This is a genomic window from Thauera sp. 27, from assembly GCF_000310125.2.
Lineage (GTDB): Bacteria > Pseudomonadota > Gammaproteobacteria > Burkholderiales > Rhodocyclaceae > Thauera > Thauera mechernichensis.
Window position 1 is genome coordinate 1 of the sequence record NZ_AMXB01000001.1, and the last position, 21,436, is coordinate 21,436.

Here is a 21,436-nt window from a genome sequence, read left to right on the forward strand (position 1 = left end):
GCTCGCGGCTGGCGACGCTCCCACTGGGGCTGCAGCGTGCGCGGTCTTGCCGTAGGAGCGGCGCCAGCCGCGAGCCTTCGAAGGCGATCGCCCCCGCGCATCCGCCAACACTGCTGCGCCTCAGCCCGTTGCCTTGCGGCTGGCACCGTTTTGCTTGAATGTGCTCTGAACTGAAGAAGCTCACCCGACTGGAGTGCGATGCCGATGTCCCTGTCTGCCGATTCGACCCCGCCCGCGCCGAGCTCCGTGGCGCGCCCGGGCAATGCCGAACTGGTGGCGGATGACGGCGGTGGCGTACTGCGCTTGGGCGGGGACTGGACGCTGGCCCACTACAAGCGCCTGAACCAGGTGGTGGACCGCCTGCGCGGGCGCGCGGGCGAGGCTGCGCGTGTGGATCTGTCCGCGCTGCTTGCGCTCGACACGGCTGGCGCGCAGCTCATCTGCGCGCTGCTCGGCAGCCAGCGCGTGGAGGTATTGATGGCCGAGGCCGCGGATGTGCCCACAGAGCGCCGTGCGCTGCTCAGGGCCGTCGCGGCGGCGCTTTCCGGCCAGGACGGCGGCGGCGCACGCAGGCGCGGCAGCGCGCTGGGCGACGTGCTCGAGCATGTCGGGCGCACGATGGGCGTGTTCTGGCACCATGTCGTCGGGCTGGTCGGCTTCATTGGCCTCATCCTCGAGACCGCTGCACGTGTGATGCTGCAGCCGCGGCGCTGGCGGGTCACCGCGCTGGTGGCGAACCTGGAGAAGACGGCGCTGGACGCCGTGCCGATCATCGCGCTGCTCACCTTCCTGGTGGGCGCGGTGGTGGCCTTTCTCGGCGCGACCGTGCTCGCCGACTTCGGCGCCAGCATCTTCACCGTCGACCTGATTGCCTACTCCTTTCTGCGTGAGTTTGGCGTGCTGCTCACCGCCATCATCGTCGCCGGCCGCACGGCGAGCGCCTTCACCGCACAGATCGGCTCGATGCGGGCCAACGAAGAAGTGGACGCGATCCGTGTGCTCGGTCTCGATCCGGTCGAGCTGCTGGTGCTGCCGCGCGTGTTCGCGCTGATGCTGGCGCTGCCGATGCTGACCTTCGTCGCCATGGTGTCGGGCATCGTCGGCGGCATGCTGGTGTCGGCGCTCACGCTCGACATCTCGCCGGTGATGTTCCTGTCCCGGCTCGAGAGCAATGTCGGCCTCATCCACTTCCTGGTCGGCATGTCGAAGGCGCCGATCTTCGCCTTCCTGATCGCCGTCATCGGCTGCCTGGAGGGCCTGCGCGTGCAGGGCAGCGCGCAGTCGGTGGGCGAGCACACCACCTCGGCGGTGGTGCAGTCGATCTTCGTCGTCATCGTGGTCGATGCGATCGCCGCGCTGTTCTGCATGGAGATGGGCTGGTGATGCAGGCGCAGGCGAACGTGGCCGACAACATCATCGAGGTGCGCGATGTGCGCAACCAGTTCGGCAGCCAGGTAGTGCACGATGCACTCGACCTCGACGTGCGCCGCGGCGAGATCCTGAGCATCGTGGGCGGCTCGGGCACAGGCAAGTCGGTGCTGTTGCGCACGATCGTGGGCTTGAACCGACCGCGTGCGGGCAAGGTGCGGGTGTTCGGCGAGGATCTGCTGGCGCTGCCGCCGGCACGGCGCATGGCGGTGGAGCGCCGTTTCGGCGTGCTGTTCCAGAAGGGGGCGTTGTTTTCCTCGCTGACGGTGGCCGAGAACGTGGCACTGCCGCTGATCGAGCATGCCGGCCTGGGGGCGCGCGAGGCGGCGCAGCTGGCGGCGCTCAAGATCGCCCTTGCCGGCCTGCCGGCGCTGGCGGGCGACAAGTACCCGTCGGACCTGTCGGGCGGCATGGTCAAGCGCGCCGCCCTGGCGCGGGCGCTTGCGCTCGACCCGGACATTCTGTTTCTGGATGAGCCCACCGCCGGGCTGGACCCGATCGGTGCGGCGGCCTTCGACCAGCTCATCCTCACCCTGCGCGATGCGCTCGGGCTCACGGTGTTCATCGTCACCCACGACCTGGACACCATCTACACCATCACCGACCGCGTGGCCGTGCTGGCGCAGAAGAAGGTGCTGGTCAATGCCGGCCTCGACGACGTTGCCGCCTTCGACGACGCCTGGATCCGCGAATACTTCCACGGCCCGCGCGGCCGTGCCGCAGCGCAGGCGGTGAGTGCCGCCGCTGTCCGAACGGAGAATGCCTGACATGGAAACACGCGCCCATCACGTCCTGATCGGCCTGTTCACGGTGACCCTCATCGGCGCCGCGCTCATCTTTGCGCTATGGCTGGCCAAGGCCGACAGCGACCGCCAGTTCGAGGTCTACGACATCGTCTTCCAGGAGGCCGTCACCGGCCTGTCGCGCGGCAGCACGGTCGAGTTCAACGGCATCCGCATCGGTGATGTCACCGGGTTGCGCCTGGACCCGCAGGATGCCCACCGCGTCATCGCCCGCGTGCGTGTCGACAGCGAGGCGCCGGTGCGCAGCGACACCCGCGCGCGCCTGGTGCCGGCGGGCATCACCGGCATCTCCATCATCCGCCTCACCAGCGGCGACGAGCCGACGAGCACCAAGCTGCAGGGCAGCGACGACGTCGTGCCGCAGATCATCGCGACGCCCTCGCCGATGAGCCGCCTGCTCGCCGATGGCGAGGACGCCGTCTTCAACATCAACGAGCTGCTCATGCAGGCGCGCGCACTGTTGTCCGCTGACAACGTCGCGCTCATCGGCCGCATGCTGCAGCACATGGAAACCACGACCGCCAGCCTGGCCGAGCAGCGCGGCGATGTGGGCGAGGCGCTGCGCCAGCTCACCCTCGCCAGCCAGCAGGCCAATGCCGCGCTGGCCGAGGCGACGCGGGCGATGGGCGCCGCCAACCGCCTGATCGACGTGCAGGGCGCGCGCACCCTGGAGAGCGCCGAGCGCTCGATGATCGCCTTCGAACGCGCCATGGGTACGCTCGACAGCCTCGTCGCCGATAACCGCGATGCACTCGACGGTGGCGTGCGGGCGCTGGCCGAGCTTGGCCCGGCGATCGGCGAACTGCGCACCACGCTCGCTTCGCTGCGCGCGATTACCCGCCAGCTCGAGGACCGCCCTGCCGACTATCTGCTCGGGCTCGAACCGACCAAGGAATTCACGCCATGAAGCTCACCATGAAGCTCACCATGAAGCACACCGACCGCGCCCGGCGGGCGTTCGTGCGCCTGCGTGGGGCAACGGCTTCGGCCGCCGCCCTGGCGCTGCTCTCGGCCTGCACCATCCTGCCCAAGGCCGAGCCGCTCGACGTCTACTTGCTGCCTGCGGAGCAGGCGTCTGCACAAGGCACGGGTGCGCGCGCCGATGCCGCCTCCATGCCGGTGTCGCTGCGCATTGCGCGCCCTGCAGCGGGTGTGCATCTGGCCGGCCAGCGCATCGTCGTCCTGCCCGAGGACAACCGCGTCAGCATCTACAAGGGCGCAGGCTGGAGCGACCCCGCGCCCATCCTGGTGCGCAACCGCCTGCTCGACGCCTTCCGCGCCGACGGGCGCATCGCCGCACTGAGCACCGACGAGCGCCGCCTGCACGCCGACTTCGAGATCGACAGCGATCTGCGCGCCTTCCAGAGCGAATACCGCGACGGCAGGCCCGAGGTGGTCGTGCGCCTCGATGTGCGCCTGTATCGCCCGGACACCCAGCGCATCGTCGCCAGCCAGCGCTTCGAGTTCCGCCAGGCCGCGACCGACACCGCGGTGCCGGCTGTGGTGCAGGCCTTCGGCCAGGCGTCCGACGCCCTGGCGCTGGCCGTGGTCGAGTGGGCGGTCGCAGCGATGCGCTGACGGCAGGGGCGGCTGCCGTCTAGCGCGCGCCGCCTACCAGGGCCTTGATCCAGGCGCCGATATCGGCCACTTCTTGCAGGCACACCGAGTGGGGCATGTCGTAGGTGTGCCACTCGGGCTCGAGGCCAAGCGTCTGCAGCAGACCAAGGGCCTGGGTACCCAGTTCGAGCGCGACGACGTCATCCTGCGTCCCGTGCGCGGCGAAGACCGGGATCTGCCGGTTTGCCTCGGTCAGCTCATCGACGAGCAGGCGGGCGCTCGGGATGTAGGTCGATAGCGCGACGATGCCCGCCAGTGGCACCGGGTGGGTGAGCGCGCTCAGATAGGCGACCGCGCCGCCCTGCGAGAAGCCTGCGAGGATGATGCGGTCGCTCGTGATGCCGCGCCCGTTCTCGTGTTCGATGAGCTGGCGGACGTAGGCGCGCGATTCGAGCAGGCCGGCTTCGTCGATCTGCCGGCTGGCCGGCGCGAGCGAGATGATGTCGTACCAGGCGCGCATCACGTAGCCGCCATTGCAGGTCACCGGGCGCAAGGGCGCATGCGGAAAGATGAAGCGCAGGGCTGGTGCGTCGGCAAGGCCGAGCTCGGGCACGACGGGTTCGAAGTCGCTGCCATCGGCGCCCAGGCCGTGCAGCCAGATCACCGACCACTGCGGGTTGGGGGCGGTCTCGACTTCGAGGGGTGTGGTGTCCGGGGTGAAGCGCATGGTTCGATACTCCGGGTGGTGGGGGGCGGCAACACGGCCGCGCGCCTGTTGTCGGGGTGTGTTCTCAACCATCGGCCGCCTGAGGTTCCGGTGGCGACGATTGGCTGCCAGCAAGCGGTGGAAGACGAGATAGCCCGCGAACTGGCGTAACTGCGCGGCTACGATAAGGCCTTCGCGCAGCTGGATCCAGAGTTCGATCGGCCGAGCAAGGCGCTGTAAGGAGCTGTCGGCTTTGATCCGCATGGTGCAGTCGAGCCAGGGGCAGCGCTCTGCGAGGCGGCGAGAGCCGTATCTTCATCTGCCTGGCGAGGTGCTGGACCGTGCTGAGGAAGGGGTGCGCGAGTCGTTTGCGCCTCATCGCGGGGGGAGGGGGCGGAGGCAGGGTAGGTTTGCGTGCTTGTCGACCGAATGCTGCGAAAGCTCGATGTTGTGAGGACAGTTCGAGCGTTGGAGTGATTTTTTGAGTTCGGCAGGGGCGGCGTGTGGGATATGATGATCGGGTTGTCGGCCTAAGCGGCCGGTGATGACAGCAGTCTAGAGTGGCCATTCCCAGCTAGTAGCTGACAATCGGGACCGTCGGCTCTACGAAAGGAGAGTCGTTGCTGCGGGTCGCTATTTGATTGGCTGCGCAGCCGAGCTTGAGACTAGAAGCTTGGGGGGCACACGGTGACGACGTCGCCAAGTAGTCACGCAACTGAAAGGCCAAGGACGATCCGGCGTCTACGAGCCTGTCCAGCACGTCAAGGGTGGCTTGCCTGAGGGTTACATCGCGAAGAAGCGCCCGACGATGCTCGTGCACCGCCGCTTGGCATACAGTCTCAGCATCCCAAAGGCTGCTTCCATCGTTGAACAAGTCAGTCGGCGCCTTGGATATCGCTTCCCTCAGTTGCCCCATCGCGGAAGGCACCGCAGTTGCCCTGCCAACCCCAGCCATCAGGGCAAGAAGATGTTCGAGGGCATGCCAGCCGTCTCCTACCGCAACCAGGCAGTCGGCCACGAAGCGTGGGCGGCTTCGTAGGAGTGGCAAGTCGTGGCAGGTCTTGACCCACGGGATGGACTGGAACAGCAGAACAGCGAGCGGCTTTTCGTTCCTGCTGTACACGCGCCGAGAGCGCGTGCGCAATGACTCGTCTGAAAGGAGCTTCACTGCGGCACGGTCCCACACTCGCCAAAACGCTTCTGCGTTCGCGTAGTCCTGCTTCATGCTCCCGTGCAAGGTTGACTCCAGTACCCTTTCGCTGAGCTCCGGGCCATGCTCAAGGCAGTAGTCGAGGGCTTCAAAGACAGGGGTCTTATCCATCCCCTGAGCCAGTAGTTCAGCCGCCAGAAGGTCGCCCACTTCCCAGCGCGCTTCGAAGTCGACGTAGTCCGGGTCGTACCGGTCGGCTCGCGGCTTGCTTTCTTGGTCGGCCAGCAGGCGCACCAGTGTCATGAGAGTCTGGACTCTCCAAGTCTCTGGCGTCTCGCTGCGGGCGGCATCGAGCGCTATCGTCCACTCCTTGACGGCGGCCAGGCTCTTGGGGCTAGGTCTGGGTGGTAGGTTCCCGCCTGTGAGGGCTGCCACCAGCGCCTTACTGGTTGCGTCTCTTGCCTCTTCGACAAAGTCACGCTTGCGTCTGTGCGCTGATCCAATCGTCGTATCGAGCGCTTCGGCGTACAGTGCCAGCGCCGTAGTCAGGCTCTCCGCGAGTTGCGGCTGCTTGGGCCTCAGAACCTCGGAGATGGCAAGGGCTCCGGCCCGGCGAACCTTCCAGACGGGCTCCGTAATGATGTTGGCAAGGGACGCAGGCAGCTTTGGGTTGGTTGGATCTACGCTTGCCAGCAGGACGAGCGTCTTGGCTCTCAGCTCACCCGTCATTGGACTACGGTAAACCCAAGCGTCATTATCCAAGCGCGTCGAGGTGACGCCGAGAAGGTGGTCCTTGGCCCATTGGAGGGCTTCAGATGTGTCTGTCGGCCAGCGCTGAATCAGCGCACAAGGCAGGTCGTCATCCAGCCCCAGCAGTATGGCCTCGTCCTCCCCTTTAACCTCCCTAAGAAGATGCTGGAACTCGTGGTACACCTCGGACGAGGAAGAGAAGTGGTCTGCAGCTCCCGGGACCGAGCTGAGAGTCGGTTGAGTTATGGCTCCAACCCATAGCCGGACAGCCGCCAGCCGGTTCATGAGCTGACTTCTTGATTGAGCTTCGTCGCTTACTTGCTTGAGCTCGGGTTCTAGGTTCGTGATCTCCAGAGGGACGTACTTCCCGTCATCAACTGGCTCGCCAAGCTTCATCCCGCGAGCATCCATGCGCTTGAGCCCCATGCGCCATCCGTCAGGCACGTCTTGAGCGTTTTTGAGATCCTCAATGCACTTGTCGAGGATTGCAAAGATGCTCTCCCGGAGATCGGGGCGGATGATCTGCAACTGGAGCACGAGCATCTCTAGGTGCTGCTTTCTGTGCGGCAGCTTGTTGCTGGCGATGCGCTCGTTTTGCCTATCGGCGTCCAAGCCATCGTGGCCGCCGTGGATAGCCAGAGAACTCGCCTCGCCAACGTAACGGGCTATGTCGTCGGCGAAGAACTGGGGGCACTTGAAGAGCGACAGCATCTTCTCGGTGACAAGGTTCGGATGCGCCATCAGGACGCCTGCCACCAACCCCGTAGTGAAGCTCGACTCCCCGATCTCCAGAATGAACTCAAGGACGTCGGAGATGATGTTCGGCTGCGACTTCGCTTCGATGAGTAGCCTTTCCTCTAGCGACATGAGTGCGCAATTCAACAAGTAGCTGGAGACGGAGTGGCCGCGATAGGCTGCCCAAAGCCGCCAGTCGTGGATGTGAGCCCGCCCATTCGGGCTTTGCTCCGGCGGAAGCAAGGTGACCTCCTCGGGATGCGACTTCGCAAAGCACGCAGCCGCGTGATTGCATAGGTCGACGACGAAGCGCACGCTCTCGGCGAAGGAGTAGAGCAGGAGCCCACGGAAGGGGCCTTGCAACACGGACGGAGGGAAAAACGCATGCGTCACCCTCTGGCTGAGGCCCATTGCTGCCTCCCAGCCGTCCATGCCGAAGTGATGTTCTGTTCGTGGCCCGGGTTCGGTGTAGAGGGCCCAGAACGCAGTGCGCACCAAGTCTGCGTTGAAGTAGTTGGGCTCCCTGCAGTGCTTGACGTTGGTAAGGAACTCCAAGCGCTCCTCTGCATAGACGTCGCGATCTTCTCGGTCCTCGGAGACCCGCTTCACAAGTGCGTCGATGAACACCTTGAACTTGGCGGGGCCAGCTCCGGAGCAGCGGCACAGGAGTTCGTAGAACCGCTTGCCAACTGACTTCTCTCGGTACCACGTGTCGTTGTCTCGCCAGCAATAGTGTTCAGCCATGCTGAAGACGTCGGCAACGCGCTGGCTGGGCTTATACCAGGCGTCATCGTGCGCAACTGCATCCTCAGCGAGCTGGACAACCCATGAATGAGCTTGCGGCGGCAGGGATGGGAATGCCCTCGCGACCAGTCCGATCATCACGTCCCATGCCTTGCCTACCGGTGCGGCCATCCCAACCCGGGCTACAAGCTCCTTCTTGGCTGGGTCGGCTGCTAGGTGCGAGTAGTCGATGGAAGTCGGGCCTTTGCAAGCAACCCTCAGTAGGTGGCTCAGGCGCTGAAGCAAAGCGACGCTACTAAAGGTGCCATTGCTTCCAAGCCTTGCGACCAAGTCCTCGACACGCTCCGAGCGCAGCAGACCTATGGCAATCTCATCGCGCCACAGCTGAGCAATCGGCGAATCGGTCCGCAGAGCTGCCTCCAAGAGCGCGTAGGCGTCAGCGTCGCCTTCAGCCGATCTCTGGGCTGTCCACGAGCGCAGTGCTCGTCGCATACCTGCATGTGATCCGAGCTGTGAGAACAACGCTGACCAGTCGCGCTCCGCGGAACGGACCTCGCGCTCTACCCTGAAGAACAGTGACCAGTCTTCCAGAACGTCGTGTGCCGGCGATACGCGAGCAGCATCATCTTGGGCGAGCACGCCGTCTTGCAGTAGCGCCGCAACCGCTTCTGCGTCTGCAGGTGCTTCGACAAACTGTGCGAAGCGTTCCGTGCGCAGGTAGCAGACTTCGTCGAAGGCGGCTTGCCTCCTTGTGCGCATGGCGGCCGAAAGGCCCTTGCTGGGTGCAACCCGCTCTGTCCACAGCATTCGCCTAAGGTCATTGCCCGAAGCACTTGGTAGTGCAGTTCCCGCGGTGGCGTACTTGAAAGCTAGCTGCAGATAGTACGGCGTGCGCAGAACCTCCTTGACTCCGGCGTCTTTGGCAACAATCTCCTCCAGCGGACCGCCAGCGGCTGCGGAGGCGATCTCGGCATCTGTCAGGAGCGGTACGTCAACGACCTGGCTGGAGAAGCTATAGAGAAAGTTTGTGTACAGGCCATTGAGGGCATAGGAGCGTGTCGTGATGCACAACCTCGAGGACTTGTTCTTTAGGACAAGTGCGAGCAGCTCTTCGAGCGCGCCGGGGTTCTGTGCCTCGAGAGCCTTCTCCAGCGAGTCGATGATGACGGTGGGTTCTCCCGTGCGCAGCAGGGTGTCAATGCCCAGCACCGGGTCCTGCAGCCCGTTGAGCGACTGAACTGCCGCCAGTGCTGGCACGTCCAGTTCATCTCCTCGGAAGAAGAACAGTGGGCCGGACTCTCGCAGCAGAGGGGCAAGCTCCGAGACTACAGCGGACTTGCCTGCGCCAGGGCCGCCAGTGATGATGACAAGCTGGCGTTCGTCGAGAGCTGCCAACACACGGCCTGCACACTCCCCTCGGGGGATATGGGCGCCGTTGGGCAGCGCTGTCGCGATAAGGGATAGCTGAAGCAGGGCACGCTGAGTCAAACGTTCGGCAACGCTACCTAGCCCGCGTGATGACTTCAAGCGGCTCACTGCCGCTTGCAACCCGTCCTTGGCCGTCTGAGCCCAGGTCGACTGAGTCACAGTACCTACTGCAATGCCTTGCTCCTGGACGTATGAGAACAGGCCGTCCCACACTACCTGCCCGGAGTCTCCTGGCTGCCCTGAAGACAAGAGTGCTTGGACGAGACTGAGCTCCTGCGAGGAATCGGTGCCGAGGTCGTGGATGTCGACACGCAGACGCCGGAGCAGTTGGAAGACCAGCTCCTCCGAGTACTTGTCGGTCAATGTCTCCTTCGAGACCGTCTTGAATGCTTCCCAGGTGGCCTTGTGCTTCTTGTCGAAGAGTCTGGAGTCAACCTTCTGCAGGTAGTCCGCAAGGTCTACTGACGCTCGAGCAAGTTCACACAGCCGCTTCGCCGCTTGGTTGGCGGCCGTGGCTGGGGCTATGGTTGCAAGAACTAGGACGTCGCAGGCGCGATCGAATGGACTCTTTTCGACTCCAAGGAAGTCGCGCCAAGCACCTTGCAAGCCGTCAATGAAGTCCTCATTGCCCGCCGTGGCGTTTAGTCCTCGCTTGCACTGGATGAGTTGCAGCCAGGTGCCCTTCGCGTCCGTGAGTCGACAGTAGATGTCATCGGTGTGGGCGTTCTTGTAGCGCGCCTCGAAGCGCAGCTCCTCGACTCGAGCGCCGTGCAAGCAAAATGCCGTTGGCAACCCCGTTAGCATATTGGCCAGGTAGAGGGTCCCAACTCGAGCCTGAAAGATGCCGCCACCGCCGCCCGTGGCAACAGTGCTCATCACTTGGGTGCCCTGGAGCGGGTCGCGTGAAGTGGCGTCGATCTCGTTCATCTACTTGGTATCTCGCCGCTGACTGGCGGCGGTTAAAGAAAGCATAAAGGATTGGCAGGCTACTTCGCGGAATCTGGACCGATGCAGGCCGCGCCGCGACGACGATACTGGTCCAGTCTATCTGGTGAAGGCGATCAAGGGTGCTTGAATCAGTGCGCCGTTTAGGCCAAACACCGGGCCAACCGCAACGCTATGCAGACGGTGCAACTCAAGTGAGTACGCGAAAAACCGATTGGCTGACCGCATTCGGACGTCAAGTTGGCAAATCGCTAGGACCGCTTTGGGTTCGGGATCTGCTGTTCGCTGGTAATCGGTTGAACGACCGCTGAGGCCGATAACCCGTCGCCCGCCCCTTGGAATCTACTGCAGGCTCCAGCTACAGTCTGGCGGCAGATGCGTCGAGGATGTGTTGTTATCGAACGGTAAAGGCTCGATGAAACCTGAGTTGCTTGAACTGCTACTTACCCGTGAGATGCCCTTTGGCAAGTACAAGGGCCGGATCATCGCTGACCTGCCCGGGGGCTATCTGGCGTGGTTCGCACGGCAGGGCTTTCCAGCAGGGGAGCTTGGGCAGTTGCTGGCCTTGATGCATGAGCTCGACCATAACAATCTGCTCGGCCTGCTGGAGCCGCTGCGCAGGCGCGGTAAGGGCGCGAGTGACTAGGTGGGCTGCGCCGCCTGTGTGTCGTGTTGTCCCCAGCAGTCGGGGATAGAGGTGTGGGCAGGCTTGTGGATAAGTGTCGCGATCCGGTGCCAGCCAAGGGAATGCGAACGCTGCCTATTGATGAGGCGGTGGGGCTGTGAGGGGGGCAGCCTGGGGGCAATGAGATTGTCCCGACCCCGTCGCGTGGCCCTGTGGTCGTGCTTCGGAGAGGCTGCTTTGGAATGCAAAAAAGCCCTGCAAGTCTATGATTTGCAGGGCTTTTTCTGTGTTCTGGCGGACAGGGCGGGATTCGAACCCGCGTTGGGATATTATCCCAAACACGCTTTCCAGGCGTGCGACTTAAACCACTCATCCACCTGTCCAGGAAGTCGGCCATTATAGCTGCAAGCTTGGCTCAGGGAAAGGGGTTTTGGCGGGGGCTTTTGCTGGCGCGTGTTGTCGCGCCGCTACAGCTCAGGTCTTGTGGTGCTCGACATAGGCCTCGATTTCGCTCTTGAGGGCTTCCAGTTCGATGATGAGCGCGTCGATCAACTCGGCGGTGCGTGCGGCGCCGGCCGGGTTGTCGCGGCAGTGCGATTCCAGCGCTCGACCGAGGGCGACGGCCTGGCGGGCGTGGAATTGGGACAGTGCGCCACAGATGGTGTGGGCCAGGCGCCGGGTGGCATCGCTGTCCGTGCCGGCTGCGCTTGCCCGCAGGCGGCTGACGGTGTCCGCGTGCCATGGGCCATAGACCGCGAGGATGCTGGCGAGCACGCCGGCGTTACCGCGCAGGTCGTCCAGCAGCGGTTCGGGGTCGAAGTGCGCGGGTTTGTCGTATGCCATTGCTCAGCTGTCGGTGCGGGGCGTGGGCGGGCCGATACGGGCTTCGATGGCGGCGAGGCTGACTGGCTTGATCAGGATGTCGTTGAAGCCGCCCTCCAGGTAGCGCTGGTGATCCCCCTCGAGGGCGTGCGCGGTGTAGGCGACGATGCGCGTGTCCTTGAACTCGGCACGCTGGCGGATGATCCTGCAGGCGTCTTCGCCGCCCATGTCGGGCATCGAGATGTCGAGCAGGATGATGCCCGGCTGCGCCGATTCGAGTCGGGCAAGCATGTCGATCGCGCTGGAGAATTCTTCGGTTTTCCATCCCAGCCGCTTGAGGAGCACACTGGCGATGGTGACGTTGACCGGGCTGTCATCGACGATGAAGGCGAGTGTTGTGCTCATGGCTGTTCGCCCTTTTCCATTTGTGGCTGGGCGCGCGGAATGTGGATCGAGAAGGTGGAGCCTGCGCCGGGGCTGGAGTCGAAGCTGATCCGCCCGCCCATGAGGTCGAGCAGCCGTTTTACCAGCGTGAGCCCGAGGCCTGTGCCGCCGTGGTTGCGGTTGAGGAAGGTCTGCCCCTGGTAGAAGGGCTCGAAGATGCGTTCGAGTTCTTCGTTGGTCATGCCGCAGCCGGTATCGGCGACGGTGACGGTGACCTCGCCGGGCTGCTGGGTAAGGCAGAGCTCGATCTGGCCGGATTGGGTGAACTTTACCGCGTTGGACAGCAGGTTTTCGATGAGCTGGCGGACACGCACGGGATCGGCATCGATGTAGCAGGGATGCACGGGCACCTCGGTGAGCAGGGCGACGCCCTTTGCTTCTGCGTTTACGCGGTGCAGCGCGCCGACCGAGGTGACGAGGGCGCCGAGTTCGAAGGTGCGGGGCGACAGGGTGAGGCGGTTCGCCTCCACCTTGGCGAGATCGAGGACGTCGTTGAGCACGGCGAGCAGGTGTTCGCTGCTGTGGTGAATGGTCTTGGCGTAGCTGCGGTGCGCCTCGTCCTCGACCTCGAGGCTGAGCAGTTCCGAGAAGCCGATGATGCCGTTGAGCGGTGTGCGCAGTTCGTGCGACATGTTGGCGAGGAACTCGCTCTTCATCCGGTTCGCTTGCTCGGCGGTGATCCGGGCCTCCTCGATACGCCGGATCGAGGCCTGCATGGCGTCGGCCAGGCTGTTGAAGGAGCGGCCGAGTTCAGCCATCTCGTCCTTGCCCTCGGCCTTGAGGCGATGGTCGAGGTCGCCTTGCTGGAAGCGGTGGATGCCACCGATGATGTCGGTGATGCGGCGCGAGAGCAGGTTCGCCATCCACACCGCGATCATCACCACGGCCAGCACCATGAGCAGGGTGGACACGGTAAGGCCGGTGGCGGTCTGGCGCAGGCTCTGGCGGATGCTGTTCACCAGCCCTTCGCGTTCGCGCACGTTCTGCAGGTCGGCCGTTGCGATGATCTCGCCGATCCGGCGCTCGGATTCGGTGGCGGCGCGGTGGAAGTCGTCGACGTTCGCGCCGATCGTCACGTAGCCGAAGCCGCGCGGGCTCAGGGCATACTGCCCGGTGTAGTAGGGGATGGCGGCGACCGTGGTGAGCTTCTTGATGCCGCTGAAGTGGATGGCGAAGGAGCCCGAGCCGCCGTGCTCGGTCATGTCGTGCCAGCCTTGGCACTGAGGCGAGAAGTTCAGGTAGCGGCAGTCGAGGCCGACGAGGCCCGAGGCGGTCGATTGCGGGTGGGGCTTGCGGGTCAGGCGCTGATCCCGGTGGCTGGGCACGGTGGCCGAGAACGCAGGCCAGGGCATGCCGCTGGACTGCCATTCGTCGTATAGCTCGGTGTCGATCCAGGGCGTGGCGGGGTTGCCGGTCGCGGGATCGTAGCCATGGATGAAATAGTCGCGTGCGTGCGAGATGTTGCGCCCTTCGAGGTCCCACATGAAGGCGTAGTTGCCCGAGCCGGGGTCCGCGATCGGCGCGTGGCGCTCGGGCGTGGGGCGCGGTGTGTCGGTGAAGGCCATGATGTGGGCATGGTCCAGCGCCAGCGTGACGTAGCCGATGACGCGGCCGTCACGCACGACGGGCGTGGCCCAGCGCACCAGGCCCTGGAAGCGCTTGCCGACCGGGTTCTCGAGACCTGCATAGCCCGATTCGGCCGGTGAGAAGGGCAGGCCGCGCTTGAGTGCCTCCGCGGGCGTGTATTCGCCGATCCAGTGTGTTGCGACCTGGGCGCCGATCACGCGCGAGACGTAGATCTCGCCGGGCTTGAGCGCTTGCAGGGCAGGCCAGTAGTCCTCTGCGCGCACGAAGGTGTTCTCGCGCCGGCTGATGTCGCGCAGGGCTGGATCGAGCAGCGTGGCGCCGGTGTCGCTGAGGACCTTGATGCGCTCCTGGCCGTTGGTGTCGACGAAGCTCGCTTCGAGGAAGAGCGGCCGCAGCGGGTAGCGGCTGTCCGAGTCCGGTGCGCGGTAGTGGAAGTTGGCGGCGTTGTCGGGCAGCGGTTCGCGCACGCGTGCCGTGTTGCGCGGCTGCGGTGCGCTCTCGACCCAGCGCATGCCGTCGGCGCTGGGTTCGTAAGGGCCATGCTCTTCGAGCCTGCGCAGGTGCGATTCGAGGAAATCGCGGTAGCCGTCGACCGTGGGCTCGAGTCGTGCCGCACGCAGCAGGTCCTGGTCGCGCTCGTAGAGGAAGTCGGCCACGGCACGCGCCGTGCCGGTGGTGAGGGCTTCGATGGCTTCGCGCGAGCGGTCGTCGAGCGCGTCGATGGCGTCGTCGATTGCAGTGCGGCCGGTGCGCTGCTGGGTTTCGCGCATGACGTCGGACATGCTGACGGCGCGCGTGGTGACGATGTGGCCGAGTTCGTTGGCGGCGTTCCAGGCGAACAGCGCGAGCAGCACCAGGGGAATGACCTTGATCGCGACGAAGATGGCGATCAGCTTCGCGCGCAGGTTCATGTCGCGAAACCAGGTCGGCGTGGCCATGGGAGGCTCCCTCACGGTCGCATCGTGCGCTTCAGGGGCTGTTGCGGCTACGCCGGCGCTGGGCGATCAGGGCCTGCATGTAGCCATGCAGTTCGTGGAAGGGGATGGGTTTCCGATACACCGTGACGTCCTGCGGGAGGCCACCTTCGGCGGCGATCTCCTTGGCGTTGAGTGCCGACACCACGACGATGGCGACGTCGCTCGACAACGGGTTCTCGCGCAGGCGGCGGATCATCTCGAAACCGTCGATGCCGGGAATGCGCAGGTCGGCAATCAGCAGATCGGGCGGCTCGCGGCCGACTTCGACAAGGGCGTCGAGGCCGTGGTCGATCACGTGCAGCTCGAGCGGCATCTCCCAGTTCGCGAAGGTCTCGCGGTAGATGCCCTGGAGCAGGCGGTCGTCCTCGACGACGAGGACGCGCAGCTTGTCGCTTGCTGCTCGCGCCACGGCCATGGGCGCTTTCGCGCGTGCGAGCAACGCGTCCACAGAGTCCTGGCGGATGCGGCGGTGGCCTCCGGCCGTCTTCCAGCCGGCGAGCGTGCCGCTTTCGACCATCTGCTGCACGGCGCCGAGAGAGAGACCCAGCTGGCGCGCCGCTTGGGCAGTGCTGATGAACTCTCGCCTGGACTCGGAATCATTCGGCATGGTTGTGCGCCAACGAATCGTTTAAAAGGCCAGAAAGTATCAGAAATGATCGCTTGTCGGTGAACTCCGTGATGGGAATGATTGCTCTTCTGTTCTTGGGCTGGAGGTGGCGGTGCGTCTGCTGAAGCCGGCCGCGAGGGCTACAATGTGAGTCCGGGGTTGTGACCAGGTCGGTATCGGCGCGAGCGTCCATTCGCCGCGCCGGATCCGGCCGCGCTGCTCCGTGGGTGATATATGGCAAGCACTCCACCTTGAAGGACCTGCATGAACGCTTCACGTAATGTTCTGGGCGGGCCGCTGCTCGCCTGCAGCTATGCGCCGCTGACGGGCTTTTATCGGACCGGTTGCTGCGAGACGGGGGTGGACGATCTCGGCCGCCACATCATCTGTGTACGCGTCACGGAAGCCTTCCTGGCGTTTTCGCGCAGGGTGGGCAACGACTTGTCGACGCCGCGCCCGGAGTATCGATTCGCCGGACTCAAGCCCGGCGACCGCTGGTGCCTGTGCGCCTTGCGCTGGAAGGAGGCGCTCGACGCCGGCATGGCGCCTCCGGTGGTACTGGAGGCGACCCACGAGGCGGCGCTGCGCATTGTCGACCTGGATACGCTCAAGGCGCATGCCTTTGGCACTGCCACCGGGCCGCAGGCCTGAGCACGCATGCACGCGACCACCCTCGACCGCGACGGGCTTGTCCGCTTGCTCGAAGTCCTCGAGGTCGGCCTCGTGGAGCGCACACGCGTACTGCGCCTGAGCCTGCTCGCCGCGCTGGCGGGCGAGCACACTTTGCTCATCGGCCCGCCGGGTACGGCCAAGAGCGCACTCGCACGTCGCATCCACCTGGCCTTTAGCGATGCGCGCTACTTCGAGCGCCTGCTCACGCGCTTCACCGTGCCCGAAGAGCTGTTCGGCCCGCTTTCCATCCGCGCGCTCGAAGAAGACCGCTATGAGCGCCACACCGCAGGCTTTTTGCCCGAGGCCGGGGTCGCATTCATCGACGAGGTGTTCAAGGCGAACAGCGCCATCCTCAACGCGCTGCTGACCCTGCTCAACGAGCGCGAGTTCGACAACGGTGCCGGGCGTGTGCGCTGCCCGCTGATCAGCGTGGTCGGCGCCACCAACCATGTGCCCGAAGACGAAGTGGGCGAAGCGTTTTTCGACCGCTTCCTGCTCCGCTTGGCGGTCGAGCCGGTGAGCGCGGAGGGCTTCGCGCGTCTGCTCGCCGGCAATGGCCGGAATGCGCTTGCGGCATGCGATGCCGGGGCACCGCCAGCGGTGCCCGAGGACTTGAGACTGCCGGCCGCCGTGTGCGATGCCCTGCGTGAGGCTGCCGCTGCGGTCCGCTTGCCCGCCGATGTGCTCGCCCGGCTTGCCGAACTGCGGGTCTGGCTGGCCGGCCAGCAGTACTACGTGTCGGACCGGCGCTGGGTCAAGATCGCCCACCTGCTGCGCGTAGCGGCGGCGAGCGAGGGCAGGGCCGAAGTCGCGCCCTGGGACCTGGGCCTGCTGCCCAGCTGTATCGCTGCCGACGAGGCGGGACGGCAGGCGGTGGCCGACTGGCTTGCTTGCCGCCTTGGTGTGCGCGAGGCGCTGTCACCGCCACGCCTGACAAGGGTGGTCGAGGCGTTCGAGGCTCAGCTCAAGGCCGAGCGCGAGGCCAACGACCTCGACTACGACGAGTCTGGGCGGTTGCGTTTTTCGGCCATTGCCCATGCCGAGACCCTGGCTGGAGCGTTCAGCAGTGGAATCGGTGGCGGCATGGGCAGCGAGCAGGCCAGCGCCCTTGCCGGGGAGATCGGCGATGCGAAGGGTGGGGCGGGTGCGTTGCGCATGACCTACGCGCGCAAGCGCCGCTACGGTGCATTGCACGTGACGGCGCGCACCACGCAGATCGACGCGCTGTTGCTGCGCATCGCGGCCTACCAGGGCGAGATCGACGCCCAGCGGGGCGCGCTGCGGGCATGGGCTGCGCAGTCGTTGTGGGCCGACCCCGCTTTTGTCGACGCGGCACAGGTGCAGCTTGCGCACACGGCGGCGCAGATCGAGTCCCTGGCGTTGCGTGCGGGTATGGCGCGCGCAGGCTTCGAGGCCTTGCCGCGGCTCGATGAGGCCGGCGCGATGCCGGCGCCGGTCGAGCACGAGCCGCTGCCCGACTGAAGAGGCTTCGTGTCCGCGCCGGCAGCCGTTCCGCAGTTGTTCGAAGCGCTCGAGGCGCCGCTGGCAACGCTCGATCGCCTGCCGCGTGCGTTGTGGCTGGGCGGCATGACGCATGCGCAGGGCGAACTGGTCGGCCGCCTCGAGGCGCTCGAAGCCTGGCGGCAGGCGCTGTTGGCCGGCGATGTGCCGGCAGATGCGGGCGCGGCGGGCGGCTGGCCGGCATCGGGCATGCGTGCCGCGTTGCTGGCGTGTGTGGACGGCCTCGGGCTGGCGGCTTACTGCCGGGCGCGCGAGGACGTCACCGATACGGTGTTGCAGAGTCTGTTGTTCCATCTCGACCTGGTTGTGGACTACCGCGACCGTGGCGCCAGCGCCGCAGACGCGCAGGCGATGGCGCTCGCGGCTTTCAGTGCGGACTGGACCGAGCGCTGCGGCGACATGGAAGAGCTCATTGCGGCATTCGGCGACCTGGGGGATCTGCTCAAGAACACGCGTTGGGACGCCTTGCGCGGCCTGCTGCGCAGCAGCGAGTGGCGCGAGGTGGTGCGCATCCGCCGGCTCATCGAGCGTTTGCCGGCGCTTGCCCGCATCATCCGCAGCCTGGGCCGGGCGCGCCAGGTGGACGATGCGTCCGCCTCGAGCCGGGCTTTGCAGGAGGTGGTCGAGCCCGCCAGCGTGCTGTGCACCAGCGCGCGCCGGCTGCGCGTGCCCGAGCTGCCGGGCGAAACGCGCGGCGTGCATCGCGCGGGGCGCATCGCCCGCATGCTGCCGTCCGAGGCAATGCTGCTAGGCCACCCGCAGCTGCGCTTGATCTGGCATGCCCGCCATGCCGAGCGCAGCCTGCTGTGCTACGAGGATGACGACCACCTGCAGGAGGAATGCCAGCGCCCGGCGCCGGTGCTGCGTCCCAGCCTGCAGCCGGCGACGGCGCGCCGGCTGGAGATGGGGCCGATGCTGATCTGTGTCGACACCTCGGGTTCGATGCAGGGCGGTGCCGAGGCCGTCGCCAAGGCGGTGGTGCTGGAGGCGGTGCGCTGTGCCCATGCCCAGCACCGCGCTTGCCATGTGTTTGCCTTCGGCGGCCCGGACGAGGTGGTGGAGATGGTGCTTGGCGTCGACGCCGCCGGTGTTGCCAAGCTCGCGCGCTTCCTGGGCCAGAGCTTTGGCGGCGGGACAGACATCTGCGCGCCGCTCGAACGTGCGATTGCCCGCCTGGAGGAGGCCGAGTGGCAGCTTGCCGACCTGCTGATTGCATCCGATGGTGAATTCGGCGCCACGCCGGCGCTCGCCGACCGTCTGCATGCAGTGCGGCGCGACCAGGGCCTGCGGGTGCAAGGCATCCTCATCGGCGACCGCGAAACGATCGGCTTGCTCGAACTCGCCGACGACATCCACTGGGTGCGCGACTGGCGCCGCTACGGCCAGGCCGGTGAGGGCCAGCCGACGCGTGGCGAGGGTGCCGAGGCGGGTGGTTCGCCAGTGCACTCCAAGAGCCTGACCGCGAGCTACTTCCCAGGCGCCTTGCGCAACCCCGAGAACCGGAGCCGTACCGTCAGCCCGGAAGCCGCTGCGGCGGCCGTGCGCGCGGGGCGGTCGAGCGCTGCGGGCGCGGCCGAGACCAACTCTGCACATCCAATGCCACCGACAAGGACCGACCCATGAGTTTCGCTGCCGACCTCATTGCCGATCTCGAACGCGCAACTGCCGGCAAGCCCGTGCCGCGGGTAAAGGCCCTGCATCTGCCGCCGGCGGCGGCCGCAGCGTCCAAGAATGGAGAGTTCTGCGCACTCGAACTCGACGACGGCGCGCTCGGCATTACCTATGTGCTGCTCGATGGCGCCTTGACGCGGCTGGCTGCCGCCGACGATCCACACAGCATCGTCGGCATGGATGCACTTGCGCTTGCGCGCGAGTACGCTGCTTCGGACGGTGCTGCCGGTCGCGCCGAGGCTGCGCGCCGGCAGTTGCGCCGTACGCTGGGCTTTGCCGCGGCGAATGCGCTGTCGCGCACGGTGATGGCGCGGATGGGCTTTGCGCCGCCGCGCGCAGCCGATTCGATCGGTGGCATTGCGCCGCAGCCAGGTGACCACGTCGGCATGGTCGGGCTGTTTTCGCCGCTGCTCAAGCAGGTCACCGCCGCCGGGGCACGGCTCACCGTCGTCGAACTCAACCCGGACTACGCCGGAAGCTACGACGCTTACCGCGTCACCCTGGATCCGGCCGCGCTCGCAAGCTGCAACAAGGTGCTGTCGACCAGTACCATCCTGCTCAACCACACGGTCGATGCCATGCTGGCCCACTGCCGCAAGGCCAGCCGCGTCGCCCTCATCGGGCCGAGCGCGGGGTGCCTGCCCGGCCCCTTGTTCGCGCGCGGGGTCGACGTGGTGGGCGGCAGCTGGGTGACCGACCGCGAGGGTTTCATCGACGCCTTGCGCAGGGGTGATTCGTGGAGCGCGTTCGCGTATAAGTTCGCCCTTGCACCGGCCGACTGGCCGGCCACGCCCGCATAGGGCAGGCAGGACGGCGGCAAGACCGTCCGCCCGCGCAGCGCACAACAATAATCGGACCTCTCCCCATGCAGCTCACCCCCAGACTCGTCGCCTTCCTGCTCCTGCCGCCCATCCTGTGGGCGACCAACGCCGTGGTCGGTCGCATTGCCATCGACAGCATCGCACCGCTGTGGCTCAACGCGCTGCGCTGGGTGGTGGCCTTCCTGATCCTGCTGCCACTCGGCTGGCGAGCAGTCGCCACCGCCGAGGCGCGCGCGCAGATCCGCGTCCGCTGGGCCCACCTCGCGGTACTCGGGCTGATCGGGGTAGGGGCGTACAACGCGCTGCAGTACATGGCGCTACGGACCAGCACCCCGCTCAACGTCACGCTCATCGCCTCCAGCGCGCCGGTGTGGATGATGCTCATCGGCCTGGTGTTCTACCGTGTCGTCCCGCGCCCGGTGCAGGTGTTCGGCGCCATGATGTCGCTCGTCGGCGTCGCCCTGGTGCTGTCGCGCGGCGACCTTGGGGCGCTTGCGCGCATCGAGTTTGTCGAGGGCGACCTGCTAATGCTGCTCGCCATGATCGGGTGGACGGCCTACAGCTGGATGCTGGCCCGCCCGCCGGCGCACATGCGCGGCGACCAGCGCCCGGCCTGGAACTGGGCCGAATTTCTCGTCGCCCAATGCGTGTTCGGGGTGCTGTGGGCCGTTGCCGCGGCCGCCGCGGGCGATGTGCTGATCCCGGCCGGACCCACCCAGTGGTCCTGGGGCCTGGTGGCAGCCATCCTCTATGTCGCCATTGGCCCGTCCATCCTGGCCTATCGCTTCTGGGGTGCGGCGGTGGCAGAGGCCGGGCCGGCCACGGCTGCAATCTTCTACAACTTCACCCCACTCTTCGCCGCAATCCTGTCTGCTGCGGTCATTGGCGAATGGCCCAAGCTTTACCACGGCCTTGCTTTTGCGCTCATCCTGGGCGGCGTGCTGGTGTCGACCCGCGGCGGCAGGGGCTGATCGGTACGACGCATCCGACGCGACCCGCCATGGCTTCGCTCTTCGACATCCTCGCCGAGCAGCGCATCCTCGAAGCCGGGCGCAACGGCGCCTTCGACAACCTGCCCGGCGCGGGCAGGCCGCTGGCGTTCGACGACGAGCTCTTCGTCTCGCCCGAGCAGCGCATGGCCAACAAGGTGCTGCGCAATGCCGGCTTCGCCCCGCCTGAACTCGCACTGCGCAAGGAACTGGCCGACCTGCGGCGGCGTATCGCCGAACTGGACGAAGGCGCGGAGCGCAGCCGCCTGCGGCGCCGGCTGGCGGAGCTGATGGTGCAGTTGCAGGAGATGGGGCGCCGGTAAGCGCCCCGCGCCTGTGTGCCTCAGAAGCTCGACTCTAAGGTGGATCTCGATTCCAGCGGTTGGACCGCAACAGTCAAGCCACCGGCTCCGCGCTTAGCTTGCCGGCATTTGGGCTTGAGTGAACGGCGGTA

The 21,436-nt window shown here is 66.0% G+C and carries 17 protein-coding genes and 1 tRNA gene; 11 read left to right on the plus strand and 7 right to left on the minus strand.

Going from position 1 to position 21,436, the window contains the following annotated elements:
• Window positions 1-198: 198 nt before the first annotated feature.
• From B447_RS00005 to B447_RS00020, 4 genes are read left to right on the plus strand one after another with little or no spacing between them, the layout of a single operon-like run.
• Window positions 199-1,383 (plus strand): MlaE family ABC transporter permease, encoded by a 1,185-nt coding sequence (locus tag B447_RS00005; protein WP_002935391.1) that lies wholly within the window; start codon window positions 199-201, stop codon window positions 1,381-1,383.
• Window positions 1,383-2,195 (plus strand): ABC transporter ATP-binding protein, encoded by an 813-nt coding sequence (locus B447_RS00010; protein WP_002935396.1) that lies wholly within the window; start codon window positions 1,383-1,385, stop codon window positions 2,193-2,195. Before B447_RS00005 ends, B447_RS00010 begins: the two co-directional genes overlap by 1 nt.
• A gap of 1 nt (window position 2,196) precedes the next feature.
• Window positions 2,197-3,138 carry an MlaD family protein gene (locus B447_RS00015; protein WP_002935398.1) on the plus strand — a complete coding sequence of 314 codons (942 nt, stop codon included), beginning with the start codon at window positions 2,197-2,199 and terminating at the stop codon, window positions 3,136-3,138.
• Window positions 3,135-3,809 carry an ABC-type transport auxiliary lipoprotein family protein gene (locus tag B447_RS00020; RefSeq protein WP_002935401.1) on the plus strand — a complete coding sequence of 225 codons (675 nt, stop codon included), beginning with the start codon at window positions 3,135-3,137 and terminating at the stop codon, window positions 3,807-3,809. The genes B447_RS00015 and B447_RS00020 overlap by 4 nt, the downstream gene beginning before the upstream one ends.
• Before the next feature lie 19 nt (window positions 3,810-3,828).
• On the opposite strand, the gene B447_RS00025 is transcribed toward B447_RS00020, so the two are convergent.
• On the minus strand, window positions 3,829-4,515 hold the full coding sequence (locus B447_RS00025) for an alpha/beta hydrolase (RefSeq protein ID WP_002935403.1): 687 nt from the start codon (window positions 4,513-4,515) through the stop codon (window positions 3,829-3,831).
• A 553-nt stretch (window positions 4,516-5,068) separates the two neighbouring features.
• Window positions 5,069-10,228 carry a hypothetical protein gene (locus tag B447_RS00030; protein WP_002935408.1) on the minus strand — a complete coding sequence of 1,720 codons (5,160 nt, stop codon included), beginning with the start codon at window positions 10,226-10,228 and terminating at the stop codon, window positions 5,069-5,071.
• A gap of 433 nt (window positions 10,229-10,661) precedes the next feature.
• Between B447_RS00030 and B447_RS00035 the strand changes: the two genes are divergently transcribed.
• On the plus strand, window positions 10,662-10,892 hold the full coding sequence (locus tag B447_RS00035; RefSeq protein WP_198291725.1) for a DUF3820 family protein: 231 nt from the start codon (window positions 10,662-10,664) through the stop codon (window positions 10,890-10,892).
• A gap of 271 nt (window positions 10,893-11,163) precedes the next feature.
• On the opposite strand, the gene B447_RS00040 is transcribed toward B447_RS00035, so the two are convergent.
• The 5 genes from B447_RS00040 to B447_RS00060 all read right to left on the minus strand — a co-directional run bounded on the left by B447_RS00040 (window position 11,164) and on the right by B447_RS00060 (window position 15,308).
• Window positions 11,164-11,254, minus strand: a tRNA-Ser gene (locus B447_RS00040).
• A 91-nt stretch (window positions 11,255-11,345) separates the two neighbouring features.
• Complete coding sequence (locus B447_RS00045) at window positions 11,346-11,714, minus strand: Hpt domain-containing protein (RefSeq protein WP_002935410.1); 369 nt, start codon at window positions 11,712-11,714, stop codon at window positions 11,346-11,348.
• Between the two features lie 3 nt (window positions 11,715-11,717).
• Window positions 11,718-12,098: a response regulator gene (locus tag B447_RS00050; protein ID WP_002935411.1), complete on the minus strand. Its 381-nt coding sequence runs from the start codon at window positions 12,096-12,098 to the stop codon at window positions 11,718-11,720.
• Window positions 12,095-14,662 carry a sensor histidine kinase gene (locus tag B447_RS00055; RefSeq protein ID WP_002935412.1) on the minus strand — a complete coding sequence of 856 codons (2,568 nt, stop codon included), beginning with the start codon at window positions 14,660-14,662 and terminating at the stop codon, window positions 12,095-12,097. Before B447_RS00055 ends, B447_RS00050 begins: the two co-directional genes overlap by 4 nt.
• Before the next feature lie 31 nt (window positions 14,663-14,693).
• Window positions 14,694-15,308 carry a response regulator gene (locus B447_RS00060; protein WP_002929213.1) on the minus strand — a complete coding sequence of 205 codons (615 nt, stop codon included), beginning with the start codon at window positions 15,306-15,308 and terminating at the stop codon, window positions 14,694-14,696.
• Window positions 15,309-15,572: 264 nt separating this feature from the next.
• Here B447_RS00060 and B447_RS00065 point away from each other — a divergent pair, with 264 nt between their 5' ends.
• The 6 genes from B447_RS00065 to B447_RS00090 all read left to right on the plus strand — a co-directional run bounded on the left by B447_RS00065 (window position 15,573) and on the right by B447_RS00090 (window position 21,305).
• Window positions 15,573-15,959, plus strand: a complete 387-nt coding sequence (locus B447_RS00065; protein ID WP_002935413.1) for a DUF2237 family protein — start codon at window positions 15,573-15,575, stop codon at window positions 15,957-15,959.
• A gap of 6 nt (window positions 15,960-15,965) precedes the next feature.
• A complete protein-coding gene (locus B447_RS00070; protein ID WP_002935414.1) occupies window positions 15,966-17,462 on the plus strand; it encodes an AAA family ATPase in 1,497 nt (498 codons plus the stop codon).
• 9 nt (window positions 17,463-17,471) lie between these two features.
• The gene (locus B447_RS00075; protein WP_002935415.1) at window positions 17,472-19,124 is read left to right on the plus strand and encodes a VWA domain-containing protein; all 1,653 of its coding nucleotides are present in this window, start codon (window positions 17,472-17,474) and stop codon (window positions 19,122-19,124) included.
• The gene (locus tag B447_RS00080; protein WP_002935418.1) at window positions 19,121-19,972 is read left to right on the plus strand and encodes a Rossmann-like domain-containing protein; all 852 of its coding nucleotides are present in this window, start codon (window positions 19,121-19,123) and stop codon (window positions 19,970-19,972) included. The genes B447_RS00075 and B447_RS00080 overlap by 4 nt, the downstream gene beginning before the upstream one ends.
• A gap of 65 nt (window positions 19,973-20,037) precedes the next feature.
• Window positions 20,038-20,964, plus strand: a complete 927-nt coding sequence (locus B447_RS00085) for a DMT family transporter (protein WP_002929225.1) — start codon at window positions 20,038-20,040, stop codon at window positions 20,962-20,964.
• Window positions 20,965-20,993: 29 nt separating this feature from the next.
• Window positions 20,994-21,305, plus strand: a complete 312-nt coding sequence (locus B447_RS00090; RefSeq protein ID WP_002935420.1) for a DnaJ family domain-containing protein — start codon at window positions 20,994-20,996, stop codon at window positions 21,303-21,305.
• Window positions 21,306-21,436: the final 131 nt, after the last annotated feature.